Genomic DNA, 22,688 nt, shown 5'->3' on the forward strand with positions numbered 1-22,688 from the left:
GTGCAAAGCCTCTTTTTTTTCCTGTTTTTGGTGCTGTATTGATGCGTTTTTCCTTCTTTCGTGAGAGAGAATTTCATCGTTTCGCGTTAATTGTTTATTTTGAAAGGTAAAAGGTATCTTGGCATGTAATGTGTTATATATTTAAACAAACATCAACAATTGTTAACAAAGTTAATCAATATCGAGCAAACGAGTGGCCATGCATCAGAATCAATCGGAATCACTTAAGGATTATATTCAGTACCTGCCAGAGGTGAAAAAGTATGTAGAAGAGTTGCAGCATCAGGATCTGTGGTGGACCACGGTTGCGATGGTCGGGAAGATCAATAATGAAAACATGGATTCCCAGTTGCTCGACTCGATCGTCGATACCCAGCAGGAATTTCAGGGGCTGCGTGATCGCATGATCTCCGAATTGATCGGACGCTATCTGAACCAGGCTAACAGTGAAATCATCCTTAAAGCCCAGGCTGCGATTGATATTTTGATTCGTAACCTGTTCGAACGGACCGCTGACGTCGGTTTCTTGGCGACAGATGACGATTTGGTCGAGTTTATGGCAAAGTCGTCGGTGTCTGACGAAGAGCAGGATTTCATCTATCGCCGTATCCAGGAGTATGTAGCCAAGTACAGTGTCTATGACGATGTCTTGCTCGTGTCGACATCCGGCGATGTCCGTGCCAAATTGAATCCCCAGAACCCGACGACTCACAGTGTTGATCCGCTGATTCGCGAAACCGCGAATACGGATGAAGAGTATGTTGAGGTTTACCGATATTCCGACTTGTTTGCCAATAAAGAGAAAAGCCTGATTTACGCCAAGAAAATCCTCGCTGAAATTGATGGGCAGTCGCAGGTTGTGGGGGTGTTGTGTTTAAGCTTCAATATTGAAGACGAATTGGAGCGACTTTTTAACACGCTGAACAACGGTCAGGACGGCTATTCGATCATGTTGTTGGATGACCAAGGCAAAACTCTGGCATCCAACGATCCGCAACAGCACCCGCTGGGCAAGCAGCAAATTCGCCCTAAATCGTATGAAGTGCCGGAACGAATCGGCGCTAATTTGCACTTCACAACCAAGACCACCGGGTATCAAGGCTTCTACGGCTTGCCTTGGTATGGTTATGTGACCGTGCCCAATCAAACCGCCTTTGCCGATCGTAAAAACCTCAAAGAGATGGATGTGACCATTCCTAAAAATTCACCGCTCTACCTTTCGCAGTTGGAAGAGATGAATTTGAAGGTGAGCACGTTGCTCTTGATCGTGATCCTGAACGGCAAGATCACTTCATTAAAACGCGATGTGAAAGCTTTTTTACCCGTTTTGGATAACTTCCAAAACATCAGTATCGATATACAGGAAATTTTTACCCGGTTTATTCATCACATTCATAATGTTCTGGTCAGGACCATTCAAGGCAAGGTGGCCTTCAGTGCGACCCTGGCGGTCGAAATCATGGATCGCAACCTGTATGAGCGCGCCAATGACTGCCGATGGTGGGCGTTGAACAGCACCTTCCGCCAGATTTTGACCCGTTATAACAATGAAAAAACGATTTCTGAAGTCGAATCCGATAAGCTGACGGAAATACTGATGTACATTAACAAACTGTATACGGTATACACCAATATCATGCTTTACGACCGCAATGGACGGGTGATGGCGGTGTCCAATCCGCGCGAAAGTCATTTGGTGGGCACGGTGTTGCCCAGACCGCATGATTCTTCACGCTGTATGTCGCTTAATGATACGCAAGCTTATGTGGTTTCGGACTTCCATAAAACCGAGCTGTACGACGATCGTTACACTTATCTCTATCATGCCGCCGTCAAAGACTGGGAAAACCCGCAAAGAAATGTGGGGGGGATCGCTCTGGTGTTCGATAGCGAGCCTGAATTCGATGCGATGTTACGCGATTCGGAACCCAAATACACCAATCAGGCGCTCAATGAGGCGACTTGCAGCGCATTTATCGACCGTGAAGGGAACGTGATTGCGACCACGTCGCCAACGATTAAAATCGGGGAGCGCATCGACGTGCCAAAAGAGGTTCTTAACGCTGAAAACGGTGAAACGGATACCGTGTTCTGGGAGTGGAACGGTCAGCCCGCTCTGATCGGTTACAAGGTTTCAGAAGGGTATCGCGAATACAAAAATGGCGATGGCTACGACAATGATGTGATCGCGCTGGTCTTTACCGGAATGTAACGACGATTCGCGCGTGCATGGTTGCGGCGACTTCAAAGCTGAACAGGCCTGTTCAGCTTTGAAGCTTTGATGGGTTAACGTCCGTCGCTTTCTTCAACCAGTTGGTATAGATCCAGGCGTTTAGGGTTGCCCAGCTTTTCCAGCGCCTGATTGATGCGTTTTTCCAAATTGCCCGGGTAATGTTCTTCCAGGGTTAAACCGATAATCGGCTCCGCAATCTGCTCGCCTTGGGCGTTAAACACCAGTGTGGTCGGCGCGACTTGAACCCCCAGTTTAGGCGCGAACGTTTTCATTTCCAGATCACGGCCGTCAAAATCTTTCATCATCCAGTGCGCCTTGTCCATGACGACTTGAGTGAACTGAGCATAACGTTCGATGTCGGTGGTTTCCAGCAACGGGTTAATGATATTTTCTTCCAGCTTTTTGCAGTAGTTGCACCAGGTGGCGGTGAAGAAGATCACTACCGGCACATTGTGCTTGGCCGCAACCTTCCCGGTTTTCTGCAGGTCGACTGCCAGCGGCAGAATTTCCCCACTAAAGGCGGGAGCGCTAAAAAGCAGCGTTAAGGTAACTAAAATTGTGCGTATGAATTTCATAAAGGGCTCCTGACCGGGTTAGCGGTGTCTGCGATAACACTGCGATCCCTGTTCTTCAATATAGATGCGAAGATGGTTGAGTGCTTCGTATTTAGAGAATTGGAAGCCACTCTTATGTTGGCTGCCGCAGATCCAGTCGGCATTGCGCAACAGGGTGATGCGATCATGGTTGTAGTCGCTGGGATAAGAGAGGTAGAGGTAAATCCCGGTTCCTTGCGGATTGTATTGCAGCCAAGCACGTTCAGTACGCGTGTACTGTTTGTTGTCACGCATAACGAGCTCAATTTCTTTGGTTTCACCGCGAGCGATCAGTGTCGTGTAGGGTTGCAGTTGATAGCTTTTTTTATGGGATCGATATTCACCGCTCAAAAGATTGACCATCAATACATTGCCGTTTCCGGGGTTGGAATAGAGACGATTCAGACGTTCTTGTTCTTTGAGTTTGAGCGCCATTTGCTGTTCGTCGCGTTTGGCGTTGGCCTTAATGCGTTCCAGGCGCTGTTGCTCTTGATATTCTTGCTGTTTAAGGAGCAGTGTTTTACGTTCGTCCGGAGTCAGTTTGTTCCACTGTTCCTCGGTCATGTTGAGCGGATAGGGATTGCTTGCGCAAGCGCTGAGCAATAAAGCGGAACACAACGCTAAACTCAAGGTTATCCAGTTTTTATTCACGGTTTCTCCTTTCAACCGACAGGGATTGGAACGAATGCTATTTTTTGATCAGTAGATAACCGCCGGCAACCAGCAGTCCGCTTTGCACCCAGAACAAGTAGGCGATTTCATAAGGCATAAACAGCCCGAGTAACAGGATGGCAAACCCCAGAGCGCGTTGACGCTGTTGGCGGTTTTGCGTTTGAATTTCCTGTTGCAGTAACTGCACCTGTTCCGACTGCACCTGTAATCCATTATGCGCGATTTTATTCAGCGAATGATGGAGTAACCCTGGAATTTGTGGGGCCTGTTCAATCCAGTAAGGCAGGTTGGCTTTGATGTTCTTGATCAAGCTCTTTGGCCCGACCCGTTCCTGCATCCACTCTTCCAGGAAAGGCTTGGCGGTATCCCAAAGATCCAATTCATCGTCCAATTGACGACCTAAGCCTTCAATGTTGAGTAAGGTTTTTTGCAAAAGCACCAGTTGTGGCTGCACTTCCATGCCAAAGCGCCGTGCCGTTTGGAACAAGCGCATCAGGAACAAACCGAAAGAGATCTCTTTAAGCGGGCGATCCCAGATCGGTTCGCACACCGAGCGGATCGCGGATTCCAGCTCATTGACACGGGTATCGCGCGGCACCCATTCCGATTCGATGTGCAGCTCGGAAACGCGCAGGTAGTCACGGTTAAAGAAAGCGAGGAAGTTTTCCGCCAGGTAGCGCTGATCCTCAGGGGTGAGGGTTCCCATAATGCCGAAGTCGATTGCGGCATAACGGCCGTCCGGCAAGACAAAGATATTGCCCGGATGCATGTCGGCGTGGAAGAAATTGTGCTTGAATACCTGAGTGAAGAAGATCACTACCCCCTTGGCGGACAGGTCTTTCAAATCGACGCCGACTTCCACCAGCTTTTCGGTTTCGGAAATGCGGATGCCATAAATGCGTTCCATGGTCATGACGTTATCGTTGGTGTGCGACCAGAAGATTTCCGGGACATAGAGCAGCTCCGAGTCCTCAAAGTTGCGGCGCAGCTGGGCGGCATTGGCGGCTTCGCGCATCATGTCGAGTTCGTCGAGAATGGTTTTTTCGAATTCGGCGACCACTTCAACCGGATGCAGGCGTCGTGATTCCTTAACCGCCGCTTCCAGCAGTTTGGCCAACGAGAACATGATGGCGACATCTTGCTCGATGACCGGTTTGATGTCCGGGCGCACCACCTTGACCACCACGTCGGTGCCGCTGTGCAGGGTGGCGGCGTGAACTTGGGCGATCGAAGCCGAGGCCATCGGGACCGGGTCGAAGCTGGCAAACGCCTCTTCTACCGGCTGTTTTAGCGCCTGTTCAATAATCTGTTTGGAGTGGGCTTCGTCAAACGGCGGGCAGTCATCTTGCAGTTTGGTCAGTTCCACCGAGATGTCTTGCGGGAGCAAGTCCTTACGAGTGGAAAGCGCCTGCCCGAGCTTGATAAAGATCGGTCCGAGTTCTTCCAGGGCGAGGCGGATGCGTTCGCCGCGTTCCGCTTGGGATTTGCTGCGCCAGTTCCAGGGTAGAAGTTGGTTGAGCAGCAGCAGCCAGGCGTATTTGGTGTGTGCCAGTACCAGTTGGTCGATACGGTAGTAGGTGAGTACGCGGTTAATTTTGATGATGCGGAGCAGTGGTTTGAGAAGTGTCATTCGCGTCGTTCTGTTTTAAAAATTCAATTTAGGCATCCGCTTTGTGCGGGCGCTTGTTTAAGAGTTGCTCAATGCGTTCGGCAATCGCGTCCGTCTGTTCCTGCAACCGGTTCACCTCGTCCGTAAAGCGCATAACCTGGTCTTTGGTCGGCAGAGCGTTCAATTCAAACTGCAGATACTCTTTGAGGGTGTCTGCCGCTTGCTGTTTGGCCGTTTCTTTGGCGTGAGCGAAGGAGCGCGCCGCCTGGCCGACTTTAAATGCGATGAGGTCTCCCGTGTAGTGGGAAAGATGCTCTTCCCAGTCAATGTCCAAATTGGCGAGCGCCTGGATAAATTGTGTTGCCAGTGCGTCATCGCCGGAAAGCTGGGCATTGTTCAGTTGCCCCGTACGGTGCAGAGCGACCAGTTCCGCCAGTTCGGTTTGAATGCAGGCGTCCGCTTCGCCCTTGAGGGCGTTTTGCACGCTGATACCGTAATCGGTGCACACTAGGTAAAAATTCACTTGTACGTCTTTCAGGTGCAGTTGAATCGCGCATTCCGGCAGCGCCTTAAAGGCTGCGCCGTGCTGTGCATCCAGGCGGATCGCTTCGTTCAGCAGAGTTTCCAGCAGTTTGGCTGCGGTTAAACTCATCAGGCCTGTTGCGTGTTGTGAATTGGCATTCTGTGGGTTTGGCATGACCATCCTCGCAGGCTTTGTTGCTGGCTGTTTAGTATTTCCAGCCACGGTGCAGGGCGACAATGCCCTCACTCATATTGAGATATTCGGCCTTGTCAAAACCGGCATCGAGCATCATCTGTTTCAAGGTTTCCTGATCCGGGTGCATACGGATCGATTCCGCCAGGTACTGATAACTGGCTTCATCGTCAGCGATCAGCTTGCCCATTTTGGGCAGTATATTGAAGGAGTAGAAGTCGTAAGCTTTGGAAAGCAGAGGTTGGGTGACTTTAGAAAATTCCAGCACCATCAGTTGCCCACCCGGTTTCAGCACTCGATAGAGTTCTTCCAGCGCTTTATCTTTGTTAGTGACGTTACGCAGGCCGAAGGCAATGGTCGCCAAATCAAAGGTGTTGTCCGGAAACGCCAGCGCTTCGGCATTGGTGATGGTGTAGTCGACATTGCCGGCGATCCCTTGATTAATCAAGCGGTCGCGGCCAACGCGGACCATGCTTTCGTTAATGTCGGCCAACACCACTCTGCCCGACTGGCCGACGCGCTTGGCGAAGGCCTTGGTCAGGTCTCCGGTCCCGCCCGCCAGATCCAGTACACTTTGTCCCGGGCGGATGCCGCTCAATTCGATGGTGTGACGTTTCCATAAACGGTGGATGCCCATCGACATGACGTCGTTCATAATGTCGTATTTGTCGGCGACGGAATCAAAGACGCCTTTGACTTTTTTGACTTTTTCTTCCAGAGGCACTTCGCTGAAACCGAAGTCGATGGTGCGCTTATTTTGACTCATAACGGGGTTCTCTTGTGTTGAGTGGCGGCCAGCTTAAGATTCGCCACGGCTGTGCGCTTTGAGGCGCTGTAAATCTGGGTGGTCATGTCCGGCACGCATTAAACGACGCAGGTAATCGGTCCAGTATTTGTCCTGGTGTTTACCCAAGGCGTAAAGCCGTTCCCAAGTATAAATGCCGGTGTCGTGACCGTCGTCAAAATGCAGTTTAACGGCGTAATTACCCACCGGGGTGATGTCGTCTATATTGACGGCTTCTTTGCCTATCTGCAACACCTCTTGCCCAGGCATATGGCCGGTTACCTCGGCCGATTGCGAATAGACTCGCAGGTATTCGCACGGCAGTTCAAAGGTCTCACCGCTGTCGAAAGCGATTTCCAGTTTGCGCGATCCGCGGTGCAGTTTGATGTCGGTTGGGTGCGGCATAACCTTTTCTTGGACTCTCTATTACAGAATGTATTGCGACAGGTCTTGGTCTTGAGCCAGTTCGCCGAGACGTTCTTCAACAAATTCCGGCGTAATCTCAATGCGCGCACCATGCATATTGGGCGCCTCGAACGAGATGTCTTCCAGCAGACGTTCCAGTACCGTGTGCAGACGGCGAGCCCCAATATTTTCTGTGGTTTCGTTTACCTGGTAAGCGATTTCTGCGATGCGTTGAATGCCGCCATTGGTGAAAGAAAGCGCTACGCCTTCGGTTTTCATCAATTCGATTGCTTGTGTGGTCAGGGCCGCTTTCGGTTCGGTGAGAATGCGCACGAAATCGTCCACTTTCAATGATTGCAATTCGACGCGAATCGGCAGGCGTCCTTGAAGCTCAGGAATCAGATCGGATGGTTTGGCCAGATGGAAGGCGCCCGAAGCGATAAACAGAATGTGATCGGTTTTGATCATGCCGTATTTGGTAGAGACCGTGCTTCCCTCAATCAGAGGCAATAGATCACGTTGCACGCCTTCTCGGGAAACATCGCCGCCGCCGGCTTCTTGGCGTTTGGCCACCTTATCGATCTCATCAATAAAGACAATGCCGTTTTGTTCGACCGCTTCAACCGCTTGGGTTTTAATGTCTTCTTCGTTGATCAGGCGCTGGGCCTCTTCTTCGACTAAAGCTTTTAAAGCCTTTTTAATCGGCAGTTTGCGTTTCTCTTTCTTGCCCTGGTGCATGCCCTCGAACATGCCTTGCAGTTGCTGGGTCATCTCTTCGAGGCCGGGGGCGCCGAGAATTTCGACCTGTGCCGGCGGCGCGCTGAGATTGATTTCGATCTCTTTGTTATCGAGCTCGCCTTCACGGAGGCGTTTGCGGAATTTCTGGCGGGTTTCCGCCATGCTGTCGTAACTGTCTTCTTCACGACCGCGAGCAGGAGGCAATAAGATATCCAGAATGCGCTCTTCCGCGGCATCTTCCGCTTGGCGCTGTACCTTTTGCATCGCCTGTTCGCGCACCATCTTGATCGCGTTTTCCATCAGGTCGCGTACGATGGAATCCACATCGCGGCCAACATAGCCTACTTCCGTGAATTTGGTGGCTTCGATTTTCAGAAAAGGAGCGTTCGCCAATTTGGCCAGACGGCGTGCAATTTCGGTTTTACCGACACCGGTCGGTCCGATCATAAGGATGTTTTTCGGTGTGACTTCCGGACGCAATTCTTCCGGCAGTTGTGAGCGTCGCCAACGGTTACGCAGGGCGATGGCGACAGCGCGTTTGGCTTCACTTTGTCCAACAATATGCGTATCAAGTGCATGCACAATCTCTTTGGGCGTCATCATTTGAAAATCTGTCCTAAACGTTACTTTAAAAGAATGGCCTCATTATAAAGGAAAACGTGAGTGTTTGCGTATTGCGGGTGTGCGTGATAGATTTTCCGTATTTACCGATATTTAAAGTAGGGCTTTTATCAAAATGGGATTGAAATTTACCAAAATGCACGGCTTGGGTAACGACTTTATGGTGATCGATGCGATTCATCAAACCGTGGACTTGACCCCGCAACAGGTTAAGGGCTGGGCGGACCGTCATTTTGGCATCGGATTTGATCAGCTTTTGTTGGTAGAAGCCACAGAGACGCCGAATGTGGATTTTCGCTACCGCATTTTCAACGCCGATGGTTCAGAAGTGCAACAGTGCGGCAACGGCGCACGTTGTTTTGCCAAGTTCGTCTACGACAAGGGTTTGACCGACAAAACCGAAATTACCGTAGAAACCGCCTCGGGCGTCATCGTGCTGTATGTGGAGGACAACGGTTGGATTCGCGTCAATATGGGGGCTCCGAATTTCCGACCGCAAAGCCTGCCCATGGAAAGCTCGGTTGAAAAAGCCGTGTATGAGCTGCAAGTGGATGGCGAAGTGTTTGAAGTGGGTGCGGTATCCATGGGCAACCCCCACGCGGTATTGCGGGTGACCGATATTAGTCGAGCACCCGTGGAAAAGGTCGGGCCTTTGTTGGAAGCGCACCGGGCCTTTCCGGAACGAGTCAATGTCGGCTTTGCCGAGCGGGTCGATGATACCCATATTAAATTGCGGGTGTACGAGCGCGGAGCGGCGGAGACGCTGGCTTGTGGAACCGGAGCTTGCGCGGCCATGGTGGTGTACCGCAATTGGGGTGAGGTGGCCGATGAGGTGACGGTTTCGCTGCCGGGCGGTGATTTGAAAGTGGCGTGGAACGGGGATCGCAATGCGCCTGTGTGGATGACCGGGCCGGCGGAAACGGTGTTTGAGGGGGAAGTAGAAGGTGTCTAGTCTGTTAAACGACATTCATGAAGAGGATGTTGCGAACTTTTTAAATCAGAACCGTGAGTTCTTTCACGTTTTTCCCAACCTGCTCAATGAGTTGAGTATTCCGCATCCTGAAACCGGCAAGGCGGTTTCTCTGCTGGAAAGGCAGATCTACCAGTTGCGCAAGCAGCGCGATGACTTGCAGGTCGAGGTGGATACGCTGATTAATATCGCCGGCGAAAACGGCCAGCTGTTCCACAAGGTCAAAGATTTTACTCGAGCCTTGATGAAGGCGCGCAGCGAGCAAGCCGCGGTGGACTGCATCTATCAGCAGATGCAACAGTATTTCGACGTCGAAGCGGTGTCGTTGGTGTCCTGGGAGGTGCCGAGCGTCAGTCTGCAAGGTCTGGCTCAGTTAGGCATCAGCCAAAATTGGTCGGAAACCTTAAAGGCAACGCTGCGTCCTGACGAACCGGCCTGCGGGCTGTTGGAGGATAGCTGGCAGAAAGGGTTGTTTCACAGTGATGAGGCCATGCATTCGGTCTGTCTGCTGCCACTGGGTGAAGATCGCGTGTGGGGCGTGCTGGCGCTTGGAAGTACAACGGATCGTTTTCACCCCAGTTTGGGCACCTATTTCTTAAAAATTATGGCGGAGATGATTACCGCACGCCTTGAGCACCTGTTTGATCCTGCTCAAGGATAGGGAGAGGTTATGGTCGCCAGCTATCCGGCAGTGAATGCCTATCTGCTCAGTTTGCAACGACAGAACCTGTCTTCGCATACGGTTTCCAATTACCGGCGGGATTTGCAGGCGTTTTTGGATTTTTATCTGTTGGGTGAGGCTGATGAGGAACAAGCCGTACGCGAGTTCAGTGATTGGGAATTGGTCGACGCGCATGCGGTACGTGCTTTTTTAGGTGCGAGATCTCAGGCCGGTGTCGGCAGCCGGACCTTGGCACGTCAACTGTCGGCAATTCGCAGTTTTTTTGACTATTTGATGGTCGAAGGACTGACGCGGAAAAATCCTGCCAAAGGGGTTAAGGCTCCTAAACAACCTAAGCCGTTACCGAAAAGTCTGGATGTGGATTGGACGCGCAAGTTGTTGGAACAGCCGTTAAAAAGTTGGCAGGATATTCGCGACCAAGCAATTTTTGAACTCCTTTATTCAGCAGGGTTGCGTGTCTCTGAATGTGCCGAGATGGACTTGTCTCCGGGATTGGATCCGCTCGATTCGGGCTGGGTGGAAGTGCTGGGTAAGGGCCAGAAAACCCGGCGGGCTCCTGTAGGTTCTATGGCAAATAAAGCGCTGCGGCAATGGCTTTCTATCCGGGCGGACTATGCTAAGGCTGACGAACAGGCGGTTTTTGTCAATCAGCGAGGCGGCAGGCTAAGCGTGCGCAGCATTCAATTACGTTTGGATCGGCGTGCGATGCAGGCCGGCCTGCCCACCAAGATGTCACCTCACCGATTGCGTCATGCGTGCGCTACCCATGTTCTCGAATCCAGTGGTGATTTGAGAGCGGTTCAGGAGATGTTGGGGCACGCCAATCTTTCAACGACGCAAATTTATACTAAGCTCGATATGCAGCATCTGGCTCAAGTCTATGATCAGGCACACCCGCGTGCTCGCAAACGTAACAAGTAATTGACGTTTCCGTTTGATTATTCCTGTTGGTAACCCCTTTTCTTTATTTCTTTATTTATTAATAACTTGTGCGTTAATATACGTAATGCATTAATAAGTAATTGTTTTTACTTATTTGGTGAAAATGTTTTGCGGAGGTGCATCATGGCACGCTACAGCACGATTGAAATGCGCCAGAAGGGATTTACTCTGCTTGAAGTGATAACGGTTTTGCTGATTGTGGGGCTATTGGTAACCGGAATATTCAAGGCGATGGCTTTGATTGATAATGTGAAACTGCAGCGCGATATTAAATTTATGAAAGGTCTGCATGCAGCTTATTTTCTGTATAAGGACCGCTATGGGCGTATGCCGGGAGAAGATTTGCAGCGTCCGGGACGTTTAAAGACCATTCTTTCCACACAGGACGCACCCAGTGAAGGGTTGTTTTATGATCTGTATCAAGCGGGGTTTACTAAAGAGTTGGTGTTTCAGCCTAATATCGGTCAAGCCTTCAAGGCAACATGGGGTGGGAGCAGCGGTGCGAACTACGGTTTGATCGCAGGCCAAAATCAGCTCTGTATTACCGAAGTCGAGGTGGATTTAGCGCAATGGATGGAGGCGAAAATGGACGATTCAAATCGATCTCAAGGAGACGTTGAGTACACTCTGAATGGCTCTCAATTATGCATGTTGCTTTCTTAAGGCTTGTGTATCCGCTGTAGTTGTTCTCGTTTATTATGACGTTTTCAGATAGAATAGCCGCCATGTTTTTCTAACCAAACATAGCCAAAGGAATGAAAATGTCATTTCACGGAACAACGATTTTGTGTGCCAAGCGCAATGGCGAAATGGTCATTGGTGGTGACGGTCAAGTCACATTAGGTCATGTGGTCATGAAGGGCAATGCCCGTAAGGTTCGCCGACTCTATAACGGTCAGGTGTTGGCGGGGTTTGCCGGTGCCACGGCCGATGCCTTTACTTTGTTTGAACGCTTTGAAGGGCGTTTGCAGACGCATAACGGTCAGCTTATGCGCGCCGCAGTAGAAATGGCCAAAGATTGGCGGACGGATCGTGCCTTACGTAAGTTGGAGGCAATGATGTTGGTCGCTGATAAAGAGAACATGCTGCTGATTTCCGGTACCGGGGATGTGATTGAGCCGCAGGATGATTTTATTGCCATCGGTTCCGGCGGCAACTATGCGCATTCGGCCGCTTGGGCACTGATGGAGAATACCGATCTTTCCGCACGTGAAGTGGTGGAGAAATCGCTGAATATCGCGGCGGATCTTTGTATCTACACCAACCATAACCTGACGATCGAGTCGCTTTCCGCCGATGAGTGAGAACGCGACCCTGACGCCCGTTTTTTAGTTTAATTGAGAGGAAAGGCGATGCAGACTGAAAATAGTGACACGTGTGATGTTCCGGTACAGCGCTCCAAGGCGGAGGCGATGCTGGAAAGCTTTTTGTGGAACAGCCGTTTTGTGGTTCTGGTGGCGGTTGTTGCCAGCCTGTTGACCGCATTTGCGGTGTTTTATCTGACCATGGTGGATGTGTTTTACACCATTGCTCACCTGACCCATTATCACGAACTCGATGATGCTGGGCGCGCGATGCTTAAGGCGCAGACGGTGGCGCATGTGGTCGGTTCGGTCGACGGCTTTCTGCTCGGGGCGATTATGTTGATCTTTTCACTCGGTCTGTATGAACTGTTTATCTCCAAGATTGACGATACGAGCGGCAGCTGTTCCAGCAAGATTCTGATCATCAATTCGCTTGATGACCTGAAGGATAAACTGGCCAAAGTGATTCTGATGATTCTGATCGTGATGTTTTTTGAACAGGCGATCTTCCTGAAACCGACGGCGCCGCTGGAACTGCTTTACTATTCTCTGGCCATTATGTTGGTGGCGTTGGCGCTGTATCTGTCTCATAAAGCGTACAGTCACTGATTGCGATGTAAGCCGACGTATAAAAAAGCCCCCTAACGGGGCTTTTTTTATTGTAGTCAGATGCGCGTCTCAACGTTTGTCTGAAAGCAGGGGGGCGATCTCGTGCATCAGTCTCTGCAAAGCGCCGCTCTGTTGTGCAAAAGCCCGATAGGCGCGTTCGCCCAATTCGGCTTGGCGTTGCGGTTTTTGCGCTAATTCCGCTAAATGATGCGCCAGATCGTTCGGGCTGTCGATCAAGCCCAGAGCCGCTTGCTCGATAAAGGTGTCGAACAGCGCTTTGAGATTGGCGTAATGCGGTCCGGAAAAAACGGGCTTAGACAAGGCGGCCGGTTCGAGAATGTTGTGCCCGCCGAATGGAACCAGGCTGCCGCCGATAAAGGCGGCGTGTGACGCGGCGAACCACAGCATCAGTTCACCGACAGTATCGGCCAGATACACCTGAGTGTCTGCGCTGATTGGTTGCTGCCGGCTGCGTTGCGTCCAATTCAGCCCGCTCTTCGCCAGCAAGTCGGCGACCTCTTCAAAGCGGTCCGCATGACGCGGCACCAGAATCAGCAGCGCATCGGGTTGGGTTTGCAACAGTTCGCGATGTGTTTCGAGCATTTTCGTCTCTTCGCTTTCACCGTGTTCGGGGTCCGCATGGGTGCTGGCGGCCACCCAAATGAAACGCGTTTGCAGGCCATGTTGCGTTTTCCAGCTTTCGGCGTTTTTCAACAGGCCTGTTGGGATTTCCAGGTCGAATTTGAGGTTGCCGAGCGTTTTGATGCGGTCCGGTCGGGCTCCCAGCTGTTCGAAATGCTCAGCATCAGTCGCAAACTGCGCGCCGATAAAGCGGGTTTGGTTGAGCGCGTCTTTGAGCATCTTGCCGCCCCATTTTTGGTAGGCAGCGAAGGATTTTTCTTTCAGGCGAGCATTGGCGAGCACAAGCGGAATGTTCCGGTTCGAACAGGCCTGGTAGAGATTCGGCCAGATCTCAGTTTCGATCATAATCACCAGTTTCGGCTGGATTTGATCGAGAAAGCGGTTTACGGCGAACGGGAAATCGTAGGGGATCATCTGGTGCTGAATGTCGACCGGTGCAAACCTCAATGCCTGGATCGCACCTTGAGTCGATCCGTTGGTGACGGTCAGGGGGAGCTCGGGATAATCGGCCTTCAAGGCGCGGAGCAGTGGGAAAATGGAACGGGTTTCCCCGACCGAGACGGCATGAATCCAAATCCCGCCGGTTCGAAAGGGGGTCGGGTTGCGGCCAAATCGTGAGGCAAAGCAATGCGGAATGGCTGGCAGCTCCGGACGAGTCGCCCTTTGTTGCTGGTGTTTTTTGCAACGTTTCCAGCCCGACCACGCGATCAGCGGTAGAGCCACAGTGGTCAGCAGTTTATAGCAGCCTAAACGCATCACATCGTCTCGTAGCGTCGGTTATATGTTCAAATCGTAAATTTGAATGACGCCAGCCAGTCTGCCGTTTTCGGTTACCAGCAACGAAGTGATTTTGTGTTCGTTCATCAGTTCCTCGGCTTGACTGAGCGTGGCTTCGCTGTCGATGGTTTTCGGTGCGGTGCCCATAATGTCGGCCGCCGTTTTACTCATCAGCCCCGCTGCATCGTTTTCCATATGGCGGCGCAGATCGCCGTCGGTAATGATGCCGCGACCTTCGTCGACGATACACAGCCCCAGGCGGCCCTCATTCATAGTGTGAATGACTTCGGTCATAGGGGCGTCAGAGCGGATCAGCGGCAAGTTGCCGGACTTCATCTCGTGTTTGACGCGAGTCAACAGTTTGCGACCCAAGCTTCCACCCGGGTGGAAACGAGCGAAGTCGTGCGGTTGAAAATCACGCGCTTCCATTAAGGCGACGGCCAGGGCGTCTCCCATGACTAAGGTTGCGGTGGTGGACGAGGTCGGCGCGAGCTGGTGCGGACAGGCCTCTTGAGGAACAGAGATGTTCAAATGGAAGTCCGAGTTTTGTGCCAACGTTGACTGCGGACGACCGGTCATGGAAATCAGCACATTGCCATTGTCTTTTAGAAACGGCAGCAGGCGAATGACTTCATCGGTTTCGCCTGAATTGGACAGGGCCAGAAACACATCGTCCGGCGCCACCATGCCCAAATCGCCGTGGAACGCTTCTCCCGGGTGCATAAAAAAACAAGGCGTACCGGTACTGGCCAAAGTCGCCATGATTTTTTTGCCGATCAGTCCGGATTTACCCATGCCGCAGATGACGACGCGCCCGTTGGTTTTAAGAATGGCGTCGACACTGCCGTTAAAGTCATCGTCGAGCAGGGTTTTCAGGTGTAGAACCGCTTCGGCTTCGATGTCGAATACACGTTTGGCAATGGCTTGATAATCTTGTGACATGAGTGTTTCCGTAATTGATGATTTTCTAAAGATCTAAATAAGTGGAATGAAATTAAAAACGATATCCAAGATGAAGGTTGTGAAAATCGGTCCCCGGGTTCGGCATTTCGATACCGGCATTAGAAATGTGCAGATAACGGTAGCCTAGCTCAAATTGTTTGACCTTGACGCCCAGGCCGAAAACGTCGCCGAACTGGAATTGGGTGGATTTGAATTCATTTTCTATCGTCGGGTCATCCAGAAGATACAGTCCAGCACCGGTCTCGGCATAGAGCTTAAAATTTGAAAAGGCGTAGTTGTATTGAAACAGCGGATGCACGCCGATGATGTAGCCCTGTTTATTTTCCGGATTGGCGCGCGTGGAATGCCAGTGGTTAGCGTTGACCTCCCAGCGACCGTTGATCTCAAAAGGACCAGACTGGTAAAAGCTTTCCTTCCAATCCGCGCCCAGTGCCAGACGCAGGTGATCAATCGTGTCGTCACTGCCCATGTCAAAGCTGGCGATGGTTTTGTCGGTATCGATGCCCGGAGAGAGCGAACACGGCGCTTTACCCTGATAGCAAGCCATGCCGAATGAAAGCAGAGAGCCGGCAATGGCAAAGGTCATGGGTGAATTGTTGCTCTCGGCACGTGCCGAAGTGGTATGAGTCAGCGTCGCCAGAGCGATCATAAGGGAAAACAGTAAAGAAAAATGGGGTTTGTGTCTGTGCATTTAAGGCTTTCCTGATAAACTAATGGCCTTATTGTAATCGATTTTCAATCAAATTTTGGGGGCGGGCTAAGGATTTTAAGAAGTTCTTTATGCCGGTTCCCCAAGCCCTTAGACGCGGTAACTAATCAACGGATATGATGCACGATTTTTCGCAAGCAAAAATTCTCGTGGTCGGCGATGTGATGCTGGACCAGTATTGGACCGGCCGAGCCGGCCGTATCTCGCCGGAAGCTCCGGTGCCGGTGGTGAAAGTGGCGGAGGAAGAGGTCCGAGCGGGTGGCGCGGCGAATGTGGCGTTGAATATTGCCGCCTTGGGCGCTCGGGCGCATTTGATGGGCGTGGTTGGAGAGGACGAACACGCGCGTCAGCTGCAGGGATTGCTCGACCAATCGGGCGTGGCGTTTGATTGGGCCTATTCCGAAAGCGGAACCATCTGCAAGTTGCGGGTTTTAAGCCATCATCAGCAGTTGATTCGGATGGATTTTGAGAATCCGGTTCCGAGCGAACCTGCAGAAAAACTGGCAGGCCTGGTAGCGGAGCGTGTCGCTGAGTTCGATGTGCTTGTGATTTCCGACTACGCCAAAGGGGCATTGCAGTTCGTCGAGAAGATGATTGCGGCGGCGCGTGACGCGCAAGTGCCGGTACTCATCGATCCTAAGGGGAAGGATTTCGGGCGTTATCGCGGTGCGACCCTGGTTAAACCGAATCAAGGCGAGTTTGAAGCCATTGTCGGGGCTTGTCCGGACAGTGAGACGGTGGTGGCCAAAGCGCAGGATTTGGTGGCTGAACTGGATTTAACGGCGTTGTTGGTGACGCGCAGCGAGCATGGAATGGCACTGGTGTCCGGTCAAGACAAGCCTTATCTGTTGAAATCCCAGGCTCAGGAAGTGTTTGATGTGACCGGTGCGGGGGATACGGTGATGGCGGCTCTGGCCACCGGCTTTGCCAGCGGCATGAGTCTGCAAAATGCGGTGCATTTGGCGAATCAAGCGGCCAGTATTGTCGTGCGCAAAGTGGGTACCTCCACTGTTTCCAAAGCCGAATTGGACGAGGCGATCAAGGCGTCGATGCGCCATCAAGGCTATGTGGCGATGAATGAGGATGAATTGCTGGAATTGGTACAGATGGCCCAGAGTAATGGTGAGCGCGTGGTGATCACCAACGGCTGTTTCGATCTGTTACACAGCGGCCATGTACGTTATTTGAATGAGGCGGCTAAGCTGGGAGAGCGTCTGATCGTGGCGGTGAATTCCGATGAATCCGTACAGATGCTCAAAGGGCCGAGCCGCCCGATTGTGCCTCTGGAAGGGCGGATGGAGTTATTGTCCGCGCTGAGCTGTGTGGATTGGGTGGTGCCGTTTAATGAACAAACTCCGGAACGCCTCATTTGTAAGCTTAAACCGGATGTGCTGGTAAAAGGTGGCGATTATCGTCCAGAAGAGATTGCCGGTTCGCAATGTGTTTGGCAAAATGGGGGGCAGGTTGAAGTGCTCTCGTTTTGGGATGGCTACTCGACGACCAATATCGTTGAGCGCATTCATGAGTCCGACAGAGTGATGCAGAAACTGGATGAGCTCGATGAACAGGGCGTATAAGGCCAAATACCGTTTGTAAACCCGCTGCGATCCTTGGCGATGATTTCTTTCATTTGCCTGTAGATTAACGCTACTTTATCTTTTAGAATTCCAAGTAAATCCCAATAAAATGATGCAGATACACTTTACCCATGCATTGGCCGAACATCGTCGTGCGATCGATTCGGTCATTCAACAATCCGCTCAAATCGAACAGTTGGTTTCACGCATTGTGACGTGTGTTGATGCCGGGGGCAAAGTAATCTGGTTGGGTAACGGCGGCAGTGCGGCGGATGCTCAGCATATGGCGGCGGAATTGATGGTGCGCTATGTCAAAAATCGTCGCCCAATTGCGTCGTTAGCGTTAACCACCGACAGTTCGATCTTAACGGCGCACAGCAATGATTACAGTTTCGACACGGTGTTTTCGCGCCAGATAGAAGGGATTGCTGGAAAAGAGGATGTGGTGATTGCGATGTCCACTTCCGGACACAGTGCGAATGTGGTTGAAGCGTTGAAGGCCGCGCAAGCCAAAGGCTGCTATACGGTTGCGATGACCGGCGCCAAAAAAAGTCCGTTGGAGAATCTGGCGGATCTCTGTTTTAAAGTGGATACGTTGGAAACTGCGCGTGCGCAAGAGGCGCACAGCTTTATCAGTCATTTACTTTGCGAAGGGTTGGACTCTGTTTATGCCAATGATTAGACGGCTTCTCCAGCGTTGTTCAGCACGGCCATTATGTCAGAGGCATGATGGCGGCCGAGTGCGCTTGCCCGGAAGTGTTTGCGGTCAAGCGCCCGTAGATCAGCAAAGTGGATTGCTCTTGTACGATTTTTGTTTACGGCAGGAGCGATAGATGAGAATCCTGGCTGGCGACATCGGGGGCACAAAAGCCCAGCTTCAATTGATTGAATGTCGGCGGCCAGGTTTGGAATGTGCCCGGCATTTCAATTCCTTAACCCAGCTTTATTCGGCTAATCCGCCAGCCAATCTGAAGGTGATCGGCGAACAGCGTTTTGTCTGCGCTGAATTCGAATCCTTAGAATCGATTGTCAACGCCTTTCTAGACTCTCTTGAACTCAACCAAACAACGGTAGACGTCGCCTGTTTTGGCTTGCCAGGGCCGGTTGATGGTGACCGGGTCGAACTGACCAATTTGCCCTGGATTCTAGAGTCACATCAAATTCAACAGGCCTGTTCAATTTCCAAGGTGTTGTTCATTAATGATTTTCACGCAGCGGCGTTAGGCGTTCAGCTTCTGCGATCGGATCAATTGACTTCGCTTTATCCCTCTGTTTCCACCCCCAACTCCGCAATTTCAGGGCACCATTTGGTGATTGGCGCCGGCACTGGTTTAGGAGTGGCACCGGTGTATTTTGATGGCAAGCAGTCTCGGCCGGTGGCGCATGAAGGCGGGCATTTCGATTTTGCTCCGATCTCGGACACTCAGGTGCACTTGTTAAGTTGGTTGTGGCAGCAGTATGAGCATGTTTCTTATGAACGCATTCTCTCCGGTCCAGGGTTGGAAGCGCTCTATCACTTTTTTTCCCTCTACGACGATTGTCCTACCTCTTATCAGATCGATGCGTCACAAAACCTTAAAAAAAACCGGGTGAAAACGGTACAAAATAATTCAATGGGTTCGGTTATTGCTGAGGAGTTAAGTAATGATGGTCGTTCAAAGTCGTTTCAGCCGCTCAGTGCCGAGCAAATCTACGTGAGTGCGGAGCTTGGGGATCCTGTCGCCGAAAAGGCCATGATTGAATTTGTTACCGTATATGGTGCTTTTGTTGGTGCAGCTGCCCTTTTTTGGAATGCATTTCAGGGTGTCTATCTTGCCGGCGGAATTGCGAGCAAGATCAGTAAATGGATGCAAATGCCCTACTTTCGACAGGCCTACCTGGAAAAAGGGCGCATGACTAAGGTGGTCGCGTCCCGTCCGGTTTTTATTGTCAATGACCCTGGTTTGGGTGTGAAAGGTGCTGCCCTGTTTGCTGTGCAGGCCTTGGCGGATGGATCTTAATCGTGCACAGCTCTCAAGTTTTTATAAAAGTTGGTTGTTTACCTGTTTTGAATCGTCTGAGTGGTCAGGAGGAGGGCTGCGAATGAAGTATTATTGCGAGACCAAAAGTGCGACTGATCTGACACGAAAAACACTGGCGCTGGTTTTGGCCGGTGGGGAAGGTAGTCGTTTGAAAGAGTTGACGCGTTGGCGGGCTAAACCGGCGGTGCCGTTTGGGGGGAAATATCGCATTGTCGATTTCGTGTTATCCAATTGCGTCAATTCAGGGATTCGCAAAATTGGGGTGTTGACTCAATATAAATCGCACTCTTTAATTCGTCATATTCAGCGCGCCTGGAGTTTTATGCGCTATGAAGTGGGTGAATTTGTTGAATTGCTTCCCGCGCAGCAGCGTGTCGATAAGGACTGGTATAAAGGTACCGCCGACGCACTCTATCAAAACTTGGACATTATGCGTCGCCATACCCCGGAATATGTGTTGGTGTTGGGCGGTGATCATATCTATTCGATGGACTACAGCAAAATGTTGGTCGAGCATGCCAATTCGGGGGCGGATGTTACCATCGGTTGTATTGAAGTGCCGCGAGAAGAGGCCAAAGGGTTCGGGGTGATGTCGGTCGATGAGAACTTTCGCATCACCAAATTTACCGAAAAACCGGCGGATCCGGATTCCATGCCGGGCAAGCCGGATGTGGCGTTGGCTTCGATGGGAATTTATGTTTTTTCGACTGAATTTCTGTTTCAGAAGTTGATAGAAGACCGTGACAACCCGGACTCCTCGCGTGATTTCGGTAAGGACATTATTCCTTCGATTATCGAGGACTGGATTGCCCGTGCTTATCCGTTTGTCGATGAAGAAAAAGGAGAGCCGCTTTACTGGCGAGACGTAGGCACTATTGAGTCGTTCTGGAAAGCTAATCTGGATTTGTGTTCGATTGAACCCGAGTTGAATCTATATGATCGCGATTGGCCGATTTGGACCTACCAGGCGCAAATGCCACCTGCCAAATTTACCTTCGATGATGAGGGGCGACGCGGTGAAGCGATCGATTCATTGGTTGCGGGCGGATGTATTATTTCCGGGGCGCGTATCAAGCGTTCGGTGATCTCCAGCGGCAACCGTATCCACAGTTATTCTTTGATCAAAGATTCCGTGCTGCTGCCGCGTGTGGAAGTGGGACGCAACTGTCGAATTCAGAACGCGGTGATCGATAAAGGGACTTTTATTCCGGAAGGAACCGTCATCGGTGAAGATCCGGTCGCCGATGCAGAGCGTTTTTATGTGGAAGAGGCTTCAGGAATCGTATTGGTGACGCCGGATATGTTTGGTCAGCGACTGCACATGATTCGTTAATAGATTCGTCTCTTACGTTCGATTATCCGAATTGAGGCGTGCTGGAACTTAGACGCTTCGGGGGTGGTTTAAGATGGGAAGCAAAAAAATTAAAGTGGTGCTGTGTTGGCATATGCACCAGCCACACTATCGAGACGGCTTGGACGGCACTTATCGTTTGCCGTGGGTGTACCTGCATGCCATTAAAGACTATACCGACATGGTATGGCATTTGGAAAACTGCCCTCGCGCCAAAGTGGTGGTGAATTTTGCACCGGTATTGCTGGAACAGTTACAGGATTACGACCAGCAGATGCGTCGCTGGTTGCAAGACGGTTCTGCCATGCAGGATCCGCTGCTTAATCTGCTGGCTGGTGTGTCCCCGATTCCGCAAACGCCTGATGCTCGCGTTGAACTGGTCAGTGCCTGTCAACGTGCCTATGCACCCACCATGATCAATAGTCTGCCGCATTTTCGCGAGTTGGTCGACCTGTTGCAGTGCAGCGGGGCTCCGCAAGAACTCAATGAAGTCTGCCTGCACTATCTGAATGATCAGTTTTATATTGATCTTCTGGTTTGGTATCACCTGGCGTGGATGGGTATCAGTCTGCGTTCCGACCCGCGCGTCGTCCAGTTGATGGATAAAAAGCGTCGGTTTGATGCGAAGGATCGCAGGCAGCTTGTCGAGATCATGCGTGATGCGATCGCAGGGATTATCCCTCGCTATCGTAAACTCATGGAAAAGCGGCAGATCGAGATTTCCATGACGCCTTACGGTCATCCGATCGTGCCTTTGTTGATCGATTTTGCCAGTATGAAAGAGGCGATGCCCGATGCGCCGGTGCCGATCTATCCGAGCTATCCTGACGGTTATGAGCGCGCCAAGTGGCATATGGAACACGGTTTTGACGTTTTTAGTCGGAATTTCGGGTGCAGGCCCAGCGGGATTTGGCTTTCTGAAGGGGCTGTGAGTAGCGAAGCGGTCGGTTTGCTGGATGAGTATGGCATTCGCTGGACCGCTTCCGGCGAAGGCGTTTGGCGGCACTCTTGTGAGGCCTCACATATTGATCAACATGATTTGCATAGTAAAAGGGCGTTATATCAGCCGTTACAGCATGCTTCGCAAGACTGTGCGCTGTTTTTCCGTGACGACGGTTTATCCGACCTGATCGGGTTTCAATATAAAGACTGGCATCCGGGAGATGCGGCGAATGATTTTGTGCAACACCTGGAGAATATCGCCAACTTTCTTGGCGATAGGGTGAACGAGCATGTGGTATCGGTGATTTTGGACGGAGAAAACGCCTGGGAGTATTATCAGGATAACGCCAGTCATTTTCTTGAGGCGCTTTACGATCGACTCAGCGACCACCCGAAAATAGAGATGACCACCTTCAGCGAGGCTCTCGATAATGGAGCAAAACCCCGCCACCTTCCGGTTTTGAAGGCCGGCAGCTGGGTGTATGGTTCCTTTTCAACCTGGATTGGCGATGAAGATAAAAATAAAGCGTGGGATCTGCTGGTCGAGGCCAAACAGTGTTTTGACAAAGTAATCGCTTCCGGAAAACTGTCATCCAAAGACCAGGAAGCGGCCATTCAGCAGTTGGCGGTTTGCGAGGGGTCGGATTGGTTCTGGTGGTTTGGTGATTACAATCCGTCCGACAGTGTGCGGGATTTTGACCAACTCTATCGGCGTCATTTGAGAAGGCTTTACGAGATGTTGCAAGAACCGGTGCCCGAATCCCTGGATATTCCCATTTCTCAAGGTGGCGGGGATATGGAAAACTCGGGCACCATGCGACGCAATTGA

Annotated in this window: 22 protein-coding genes; 12 read left to right on the forward strand and 10 right to left on the reverse strand. The window is 51.3% G+C overall.

Going from position 1 to position 22,688, the window contains the following annotated elements; genetic code table 11:
* Positions 1 to 199 precede the first annotated feature (199 nt).
* Positions 200 to 2,212: a cache domain-containing protein gene (locus QCB44_RS01280; RefSeq protein ID WP_279407476.1), complete on the forward strand. Its 2,013-nt coding sequence runs from the start codon at positions 200 to 202 to the stop codon at positions 2,210 to 2,212.
* A 74-nt stretch (positions 2,213 to 2,286) separates the two neighbouring features.
* On the opposite strand, the gene QCB44_RS01285 is transcribed toward QCB44_RS01280, so the two are convergent.
* The 7 genes from QCB44_RS01285 to hslU are packed head-to-tail and all read right to left on the reverse strand — an operon-like array spanning position 2,287 to position 8,352.
* Positions 2,287 to 2,808 (reverse strand): thioredoxin fold domain-containing protein, encoded by a 522-nt coding sequence (locus QCB44_RS01285; protein WP_279407477.1) that lies wholly within the window; start codon positions 2,806 to 2,808, stop codon positions 2,287 to 2,289.
* A gap of 18 nt (positions 2,809 to 2,826) precedes the next feature.
* Positions 2,827 to 3,477 (reverse strand): hypothetical protein, encoded by a 651-nt coding sequence (locus QCB44_RS01290; protein ID WP_279407479.1) that lies wholly within the window; start codon positions 3,475 to 3,477, stop codon positions 2,827 to 2,829.
* Between the two features lie 37 nt (positions 3,478 to 3,514).
* Positions 3,515 to 5,128: a ubiquinone biosynthesis regulatory protein kinase UbiB gene (ubiB, locus tag QCB44_RS01295; RefSeq protein WP_279407480.1), complete on the reverse strand. Its 1,614-nt coding sequence runs from the start codon at positions 5,126 to 5,128 to the stop codon at positions 3,515 to 3,517.
* A 28-nt stretch (positions 5,129 to 5,156) separates the two neighbouring features.
* Positions 5,157 to 5,804: an SCP2 sterol-binding domain-containing protein gene (locus QCB44_RS01300; RefSeq protein WP_279407481.1), complete on the reverse strand. Its 648-nt coding sequence runs from the start codon at positions 5,802 to 5,804 to the stop codon at positions 5,157 to 5,159.
* 31 nt (positions 5,805 to 5,835) lie between these two features.
* Complete coding sequence (gene ubiE / locus QCB44_RS01305; protein ID WP_279407482.1) at positions 5,836 to 6,588, reverse strand: bifunctional demethylmenaquinone methyltransferase/2-methoxy-6-polyprenyl-1,4-benzoquinol methylase UbiE; 753 nt, start codon at positions 6,586 to 6,588, stop codon at positions 5,836 to 5,838.
* A 33-nt stretch (positions 6,589 to 6,621) separates the two neighbouring features.
* Entirely contained in the window at positions 6,622 to 7,011 is a 390-nt protein-coding gene (locus tag QCB44_RS01310) for a DUF971 domain-containing protein (protein ID WP_279407483.1), read from the reverse strand.
* Between the two features lie 21 nt (positions 7,012 to 7,032).
* On the reverse strand, positions 7,033 to 8,352 hold the full coding sequence (hslU, locus tag QCB44_RS01315) for an ATP-dependent protease ATPase subunit HslU (RefSeq protein WP_279407485.1): 1,320 nt from the start codon (positions 8,350 to 8,352) through the stop codon (positions 7,033 to 7,035).
* Positions 8,353 to 8,485: 133 nt separating this feature from the next.
* Here hslU and dapF point away from each other — a divergent pair, with 133 nt between their 5' ends.
* The 6 genes from dapF to QCB44_RS01345 all read left to right on the forward strand — a co-directional run bounded on the left by dapF (position 8,486) and on the right by QCB44_RS01345 (position 12,877).
* Entirely contained in the window at positions 8,486 to 9,322 is an 837-nt protein-coding gene (gene dapF / locus QCB44_RS01320) for a diaminopimelate epimerase (RefSeq protein WP_347710081.1), read from the forward strand.
* A complete protein-coding gene (locus tag QCB44_RS01325) occupies positions 9,315 to 10,001 on the forward strand; it encodes a DUF484 family protein (RefSeq protein WP_279407486.1) in 687 nt (228 codons plus the stop codon). Before dapF ends, QCB44_RS01325 begins: the two co-directional genes overlap by 8 nt.
* 9 nt (positions 10,002 to 10,010) lie before the next feature.
* A complete protein-coding gene (xerC, locus tag QCB44_RS01330; protein ID WP_279407488.1) occupies positions 10,011 to 10,943 on the forward strand; it encodes a tyrosine recombinase XerC in 933 nt (310 codons plus the stop codon).
* Positions 10,944 to 11,087: 144 nt separating this feature from the next.
* Positions 11,088 to 11,627, forward strand: a complete 540-nt coding sequence (locus QCB44_RS01335) for a prepilin-type N-terminal cleavage/methylation domain-containing protein (RefSeq protein WP_279407490.1) — start codon at positions 11,088 to 11,090, stop codon at positions 11,625 to 11,627.
* Between the two features lie 98 nt (positions 11,628 to 11,725).
* Positions 11,726 to 12,268, forward strand: coding sequence for an ATP-dependent protease subunit HslV (gene hslV, locus QCB44_RS01340; RefSeq protein ID WP_279407492.1), 543 nt, complete (start codon positions 11,726 to 11,728; stop codon positions 12,266 to 12,268).
* A gap of 48 nt (positions 12,269 to 12,316) precedes the next feature.
* A complete protein-coding gene (locus QCB44_RS01345; protein WP_279407493.1) occupies positions 12,317 to 12,877 on the forward strand; it encodes a YqhA family protein in 561 nt (186 codons plus the stop codon).
* Between the two features lie 69 nt (positions 12,878 to 12,946).
* Here QCB44_RS01345 and QCB44_RS01350 read toward each other — a convergent pair whose 3' ends face one another.
* The 3 genes from QCB44_RS01350 to QCB44_RS01360 are packed head-to-tail and all read right to left on the reverse strand — an operon-like array spanning position 12,947 to position 15,950.
* On the reverse strand, positions 12,947 to 14,275 hold the full coding sequence (locus tag QCB44_RS01350; RefSeq protein ID WP_279409168.1) for a 3-deoxy-D-manno-octulosonic acid transferase: 1,329 nt from the start codon (positions 14,273 to 14,275) through the stop codon (positions 12,947 to 12,949).
* Positions 14,276 to 14,296: 21 nt separating this feature from the next.
* Positions 14,297 to 15,238, reverse strand: coding sequence for a KpsF/GutQ family sugar-phosphate isomerase (locus QCB44_RS01355; RefSeq protein WP_279407495.1), 942 nt, complete (start codon positions 15,236 to 15,238; stop codon positions 14,297 to 14,299).
* A 52-nt stretch (positions 15,239 to 15,290) separates the two neighbouring features.
* Complete coding sequence (locus QCB44_RS01360) at positions 15,291 to 15,950, reverse strand: acyloxyacyl hydrolase (RefSeq protein WP_279407497.1); 660 nt, start codon at positions 15,948 to 15,950, stop codon at positions 15,291 to 15,293.
* A gap of 134 nt (positions 15,951 to 16,084) precedes the next feature.
* On the opposite strand from QCB44_RS01360, the gene hldE reads away from it, so the two are divergent.
* The 5 genes from hldE to QCB44_RS01385 all read left to right on the forward strand — a co-directional run bounded on the left by hldE (position 16,085) and on the right by QCB44_RS01385 (position 22,688).
* Entirely contained in the window at positions 16,085 to 17,545 is a 1,461-nt protein-coding gene (gene hldE / locus QCB44_RS01365) for a bifunctional D-glycero-beta-D-manno-heptose-7-phosphate kinase/D-glycero-beta-D-manno-heptose 1-phosphate adenylyltransferase HldE (protein WP_279407499.1), read from the forward strand.
* A 109-nt stretch (positions 17,546 to 17,654) separates the two neighbouring features.
* Positions 17,655 to 18,227: an SIS domain-containing protein gene (locus QCB44_RS01370; protein ID WP_347710082.1), complete on the forward strand. Its 573-nt coding sequence runs from the start codon at positions 17,655 to 17,657 to the stop codon at positions 18,225 to 18,227.
* A 151-nt stretch (positions 18,228 to 18,378) separates the two neighbouring features.
* Entirely contained in the window at positions 18,379 to 19,545 is a 1,167-nt protein-coding gene (locus QCB44_RS01375) for a glucokinase (protein ID WP_279407500.1), read from the forward strand.
* Positions 19,546 to 19,627: 82 nt separating this feature from the next.
* A complete protein-coding gene (gene glgC / locus QCB44_RS01380) occupies positions 19,628 to 20,899 on the forward strand; it encodes a glucose-1-phosphate adenylyltransferase (RefSeq protein ID WP_279407501.1) in 1,272 nt (423 codons plus the stop codon).
* A gap of 73 nt (positions 20,900 to 20,972) precedes the next feature.
* Complete coding sequence (locus QCB44_RS01385; RefSeq protein WP_279407502.1) at positions 20,973 to 22,688, forward strand: glycoside hydrolase family 57 protein; 1,716 nt, start codon at positions 20,973 to 20,975, stop codon at positions 22,686 to 22,688.

This window comes from Thiomicrorhabdus sp. zzn3, assembly GCF_029767755.1.
In the GTDB taxonomy this organism is placed as follows: Bacteria; Pseudomonadota; Gammaproteobacteria; order Thiomicrospirales; family Thiomicrospiraceae; genus Thiomicrorhabdus.

Coding starts and splice junctions, on each gene's coding strand:
- QCB44_RS01280 (WP_279407476.1), top strand. CDS start 200: ATGCATCAGAATCAATCGGAATCACTTAAGGATTATATTCAGTACCTG.
- QCB44_RS01285 (WP_279407477.1), bottom strand. CDS start 2,808: ATGAAATTCATACGCACAATTTTAGTTACCTTAACGCTGCTTTTTAGC.
- ubiB (WP_279407480.1), bottom strand. CDS start 5,128: ATGACACTTCTCAAACCACTGCTCCGCATCATCAAAATTAACCGCGTA.
- QCB44_RS01300 (WP_279407481.1), bottom strand. CDS start 5,804: ATGCCAAACCCACAGAATGCCAATTCACAACACGCAACAGGCCTGATG.
- ubiE (WP_279407482.1), bottom strand. CDS start 6,588: ATGAGTCAAAATAAGCGCACCATCGACTTCGGTTTCAGCGAAGTGCCT.
- QCB44_RS01310 (WP_279407483.1), bottom strand. CDS start 7,011: ATGCCGCACCCAACCGACATCAAACTGCACCGCGGATCGCGCAAACTG.
- hslU (WP_279407485.1), bottom strand. CDS start 8,352: ATGATGACGCCCAAAGAGATTGTGCATGCACTTGATACGCATATTGTT.
- dapF (WP_347710081.1), top strand. CDS start 8,486: ATGGGATTGAAATTTACCAAAATGCACGGCTTGGGTAACGACTTTATG.
- xerC (WP_279407488.1), top strand. CDS start 10,011: ATGGTCGCCAGCTATCCGGCAGTGAATGCCTATCTGCTCAGTTTGCAA.
- QCB44_RS01335 (WP_279407490.1), top strand. CDS start 11,088: ATGGCACGCTACAGCACGATTGAAATGCGCCAGAAGGGATTTACTCTG.
- hslV (WP_279407492.1), top strand. CDS start 11,726: ATGTCATTTCACGGAACAACGATTTTGTGTGCCAAGCGCAATGGCGAA.
- QCB44_RS01345 (WP_279407493.1), top strand. CDS start 12,317: ATGCAGACTGAAAATAGTGACACGTGTGATGTTCCGGTACAGCGCTCC.
- QCB44_RS01350 (WP_279409168.1), bottom strand. CDS start 14,275: ATGCGTTTAGGCTGCTATAAACTGCTGACCACTGTGGCTCTACCGCTG.
- QCB44_RS01355 (WP_279407495.1), bottom strand. CDS start 15,238: ATGTCACAAGATTATCAAGCCATTGCCAAACGTGTATTCGACATCGAA.
- QCB44_RS01360 (WP_279407497.1), bottom strand. CDS start 15,950: ATGCACAGACACAAACCCCATTTTTCTTTACTGTTTTCCCTTATGATC.
- hldE (WP_279407499.1), top strand. CDS start 16,085: ATGATGCACGATTTTTCGCAAGCAAAAATTCTCGTGGTCGGCGATGTG.
- QCB44_RS01370 (WP_347710082.1), top strand. CDS start 17,655: ATGATGCAGATACACTTTACCCATGCATTGGCCGAACATCGTCGTGCG.
- QCB44_RS01375 (WP_279407500.1), top strand. CDS start 18,379: ATGAGAATCCTGGCTGGCGACATCGGGGGCACAAAAGCCCAGCTTCAA.
- glgC (WP_279407501.1), top strand. CDS start 19,628: ATGAAGTATTATTGCGAGACCAAAAGTGCGACTGATCTGACACGAAAA.
- QCB44_RS01385 (WP_279407502.1), top strand. CDS start 20,973: ATGGGAAGCAAAAAAATTAAAGTGGTGCTGTGTTGGCATATGCACCAG.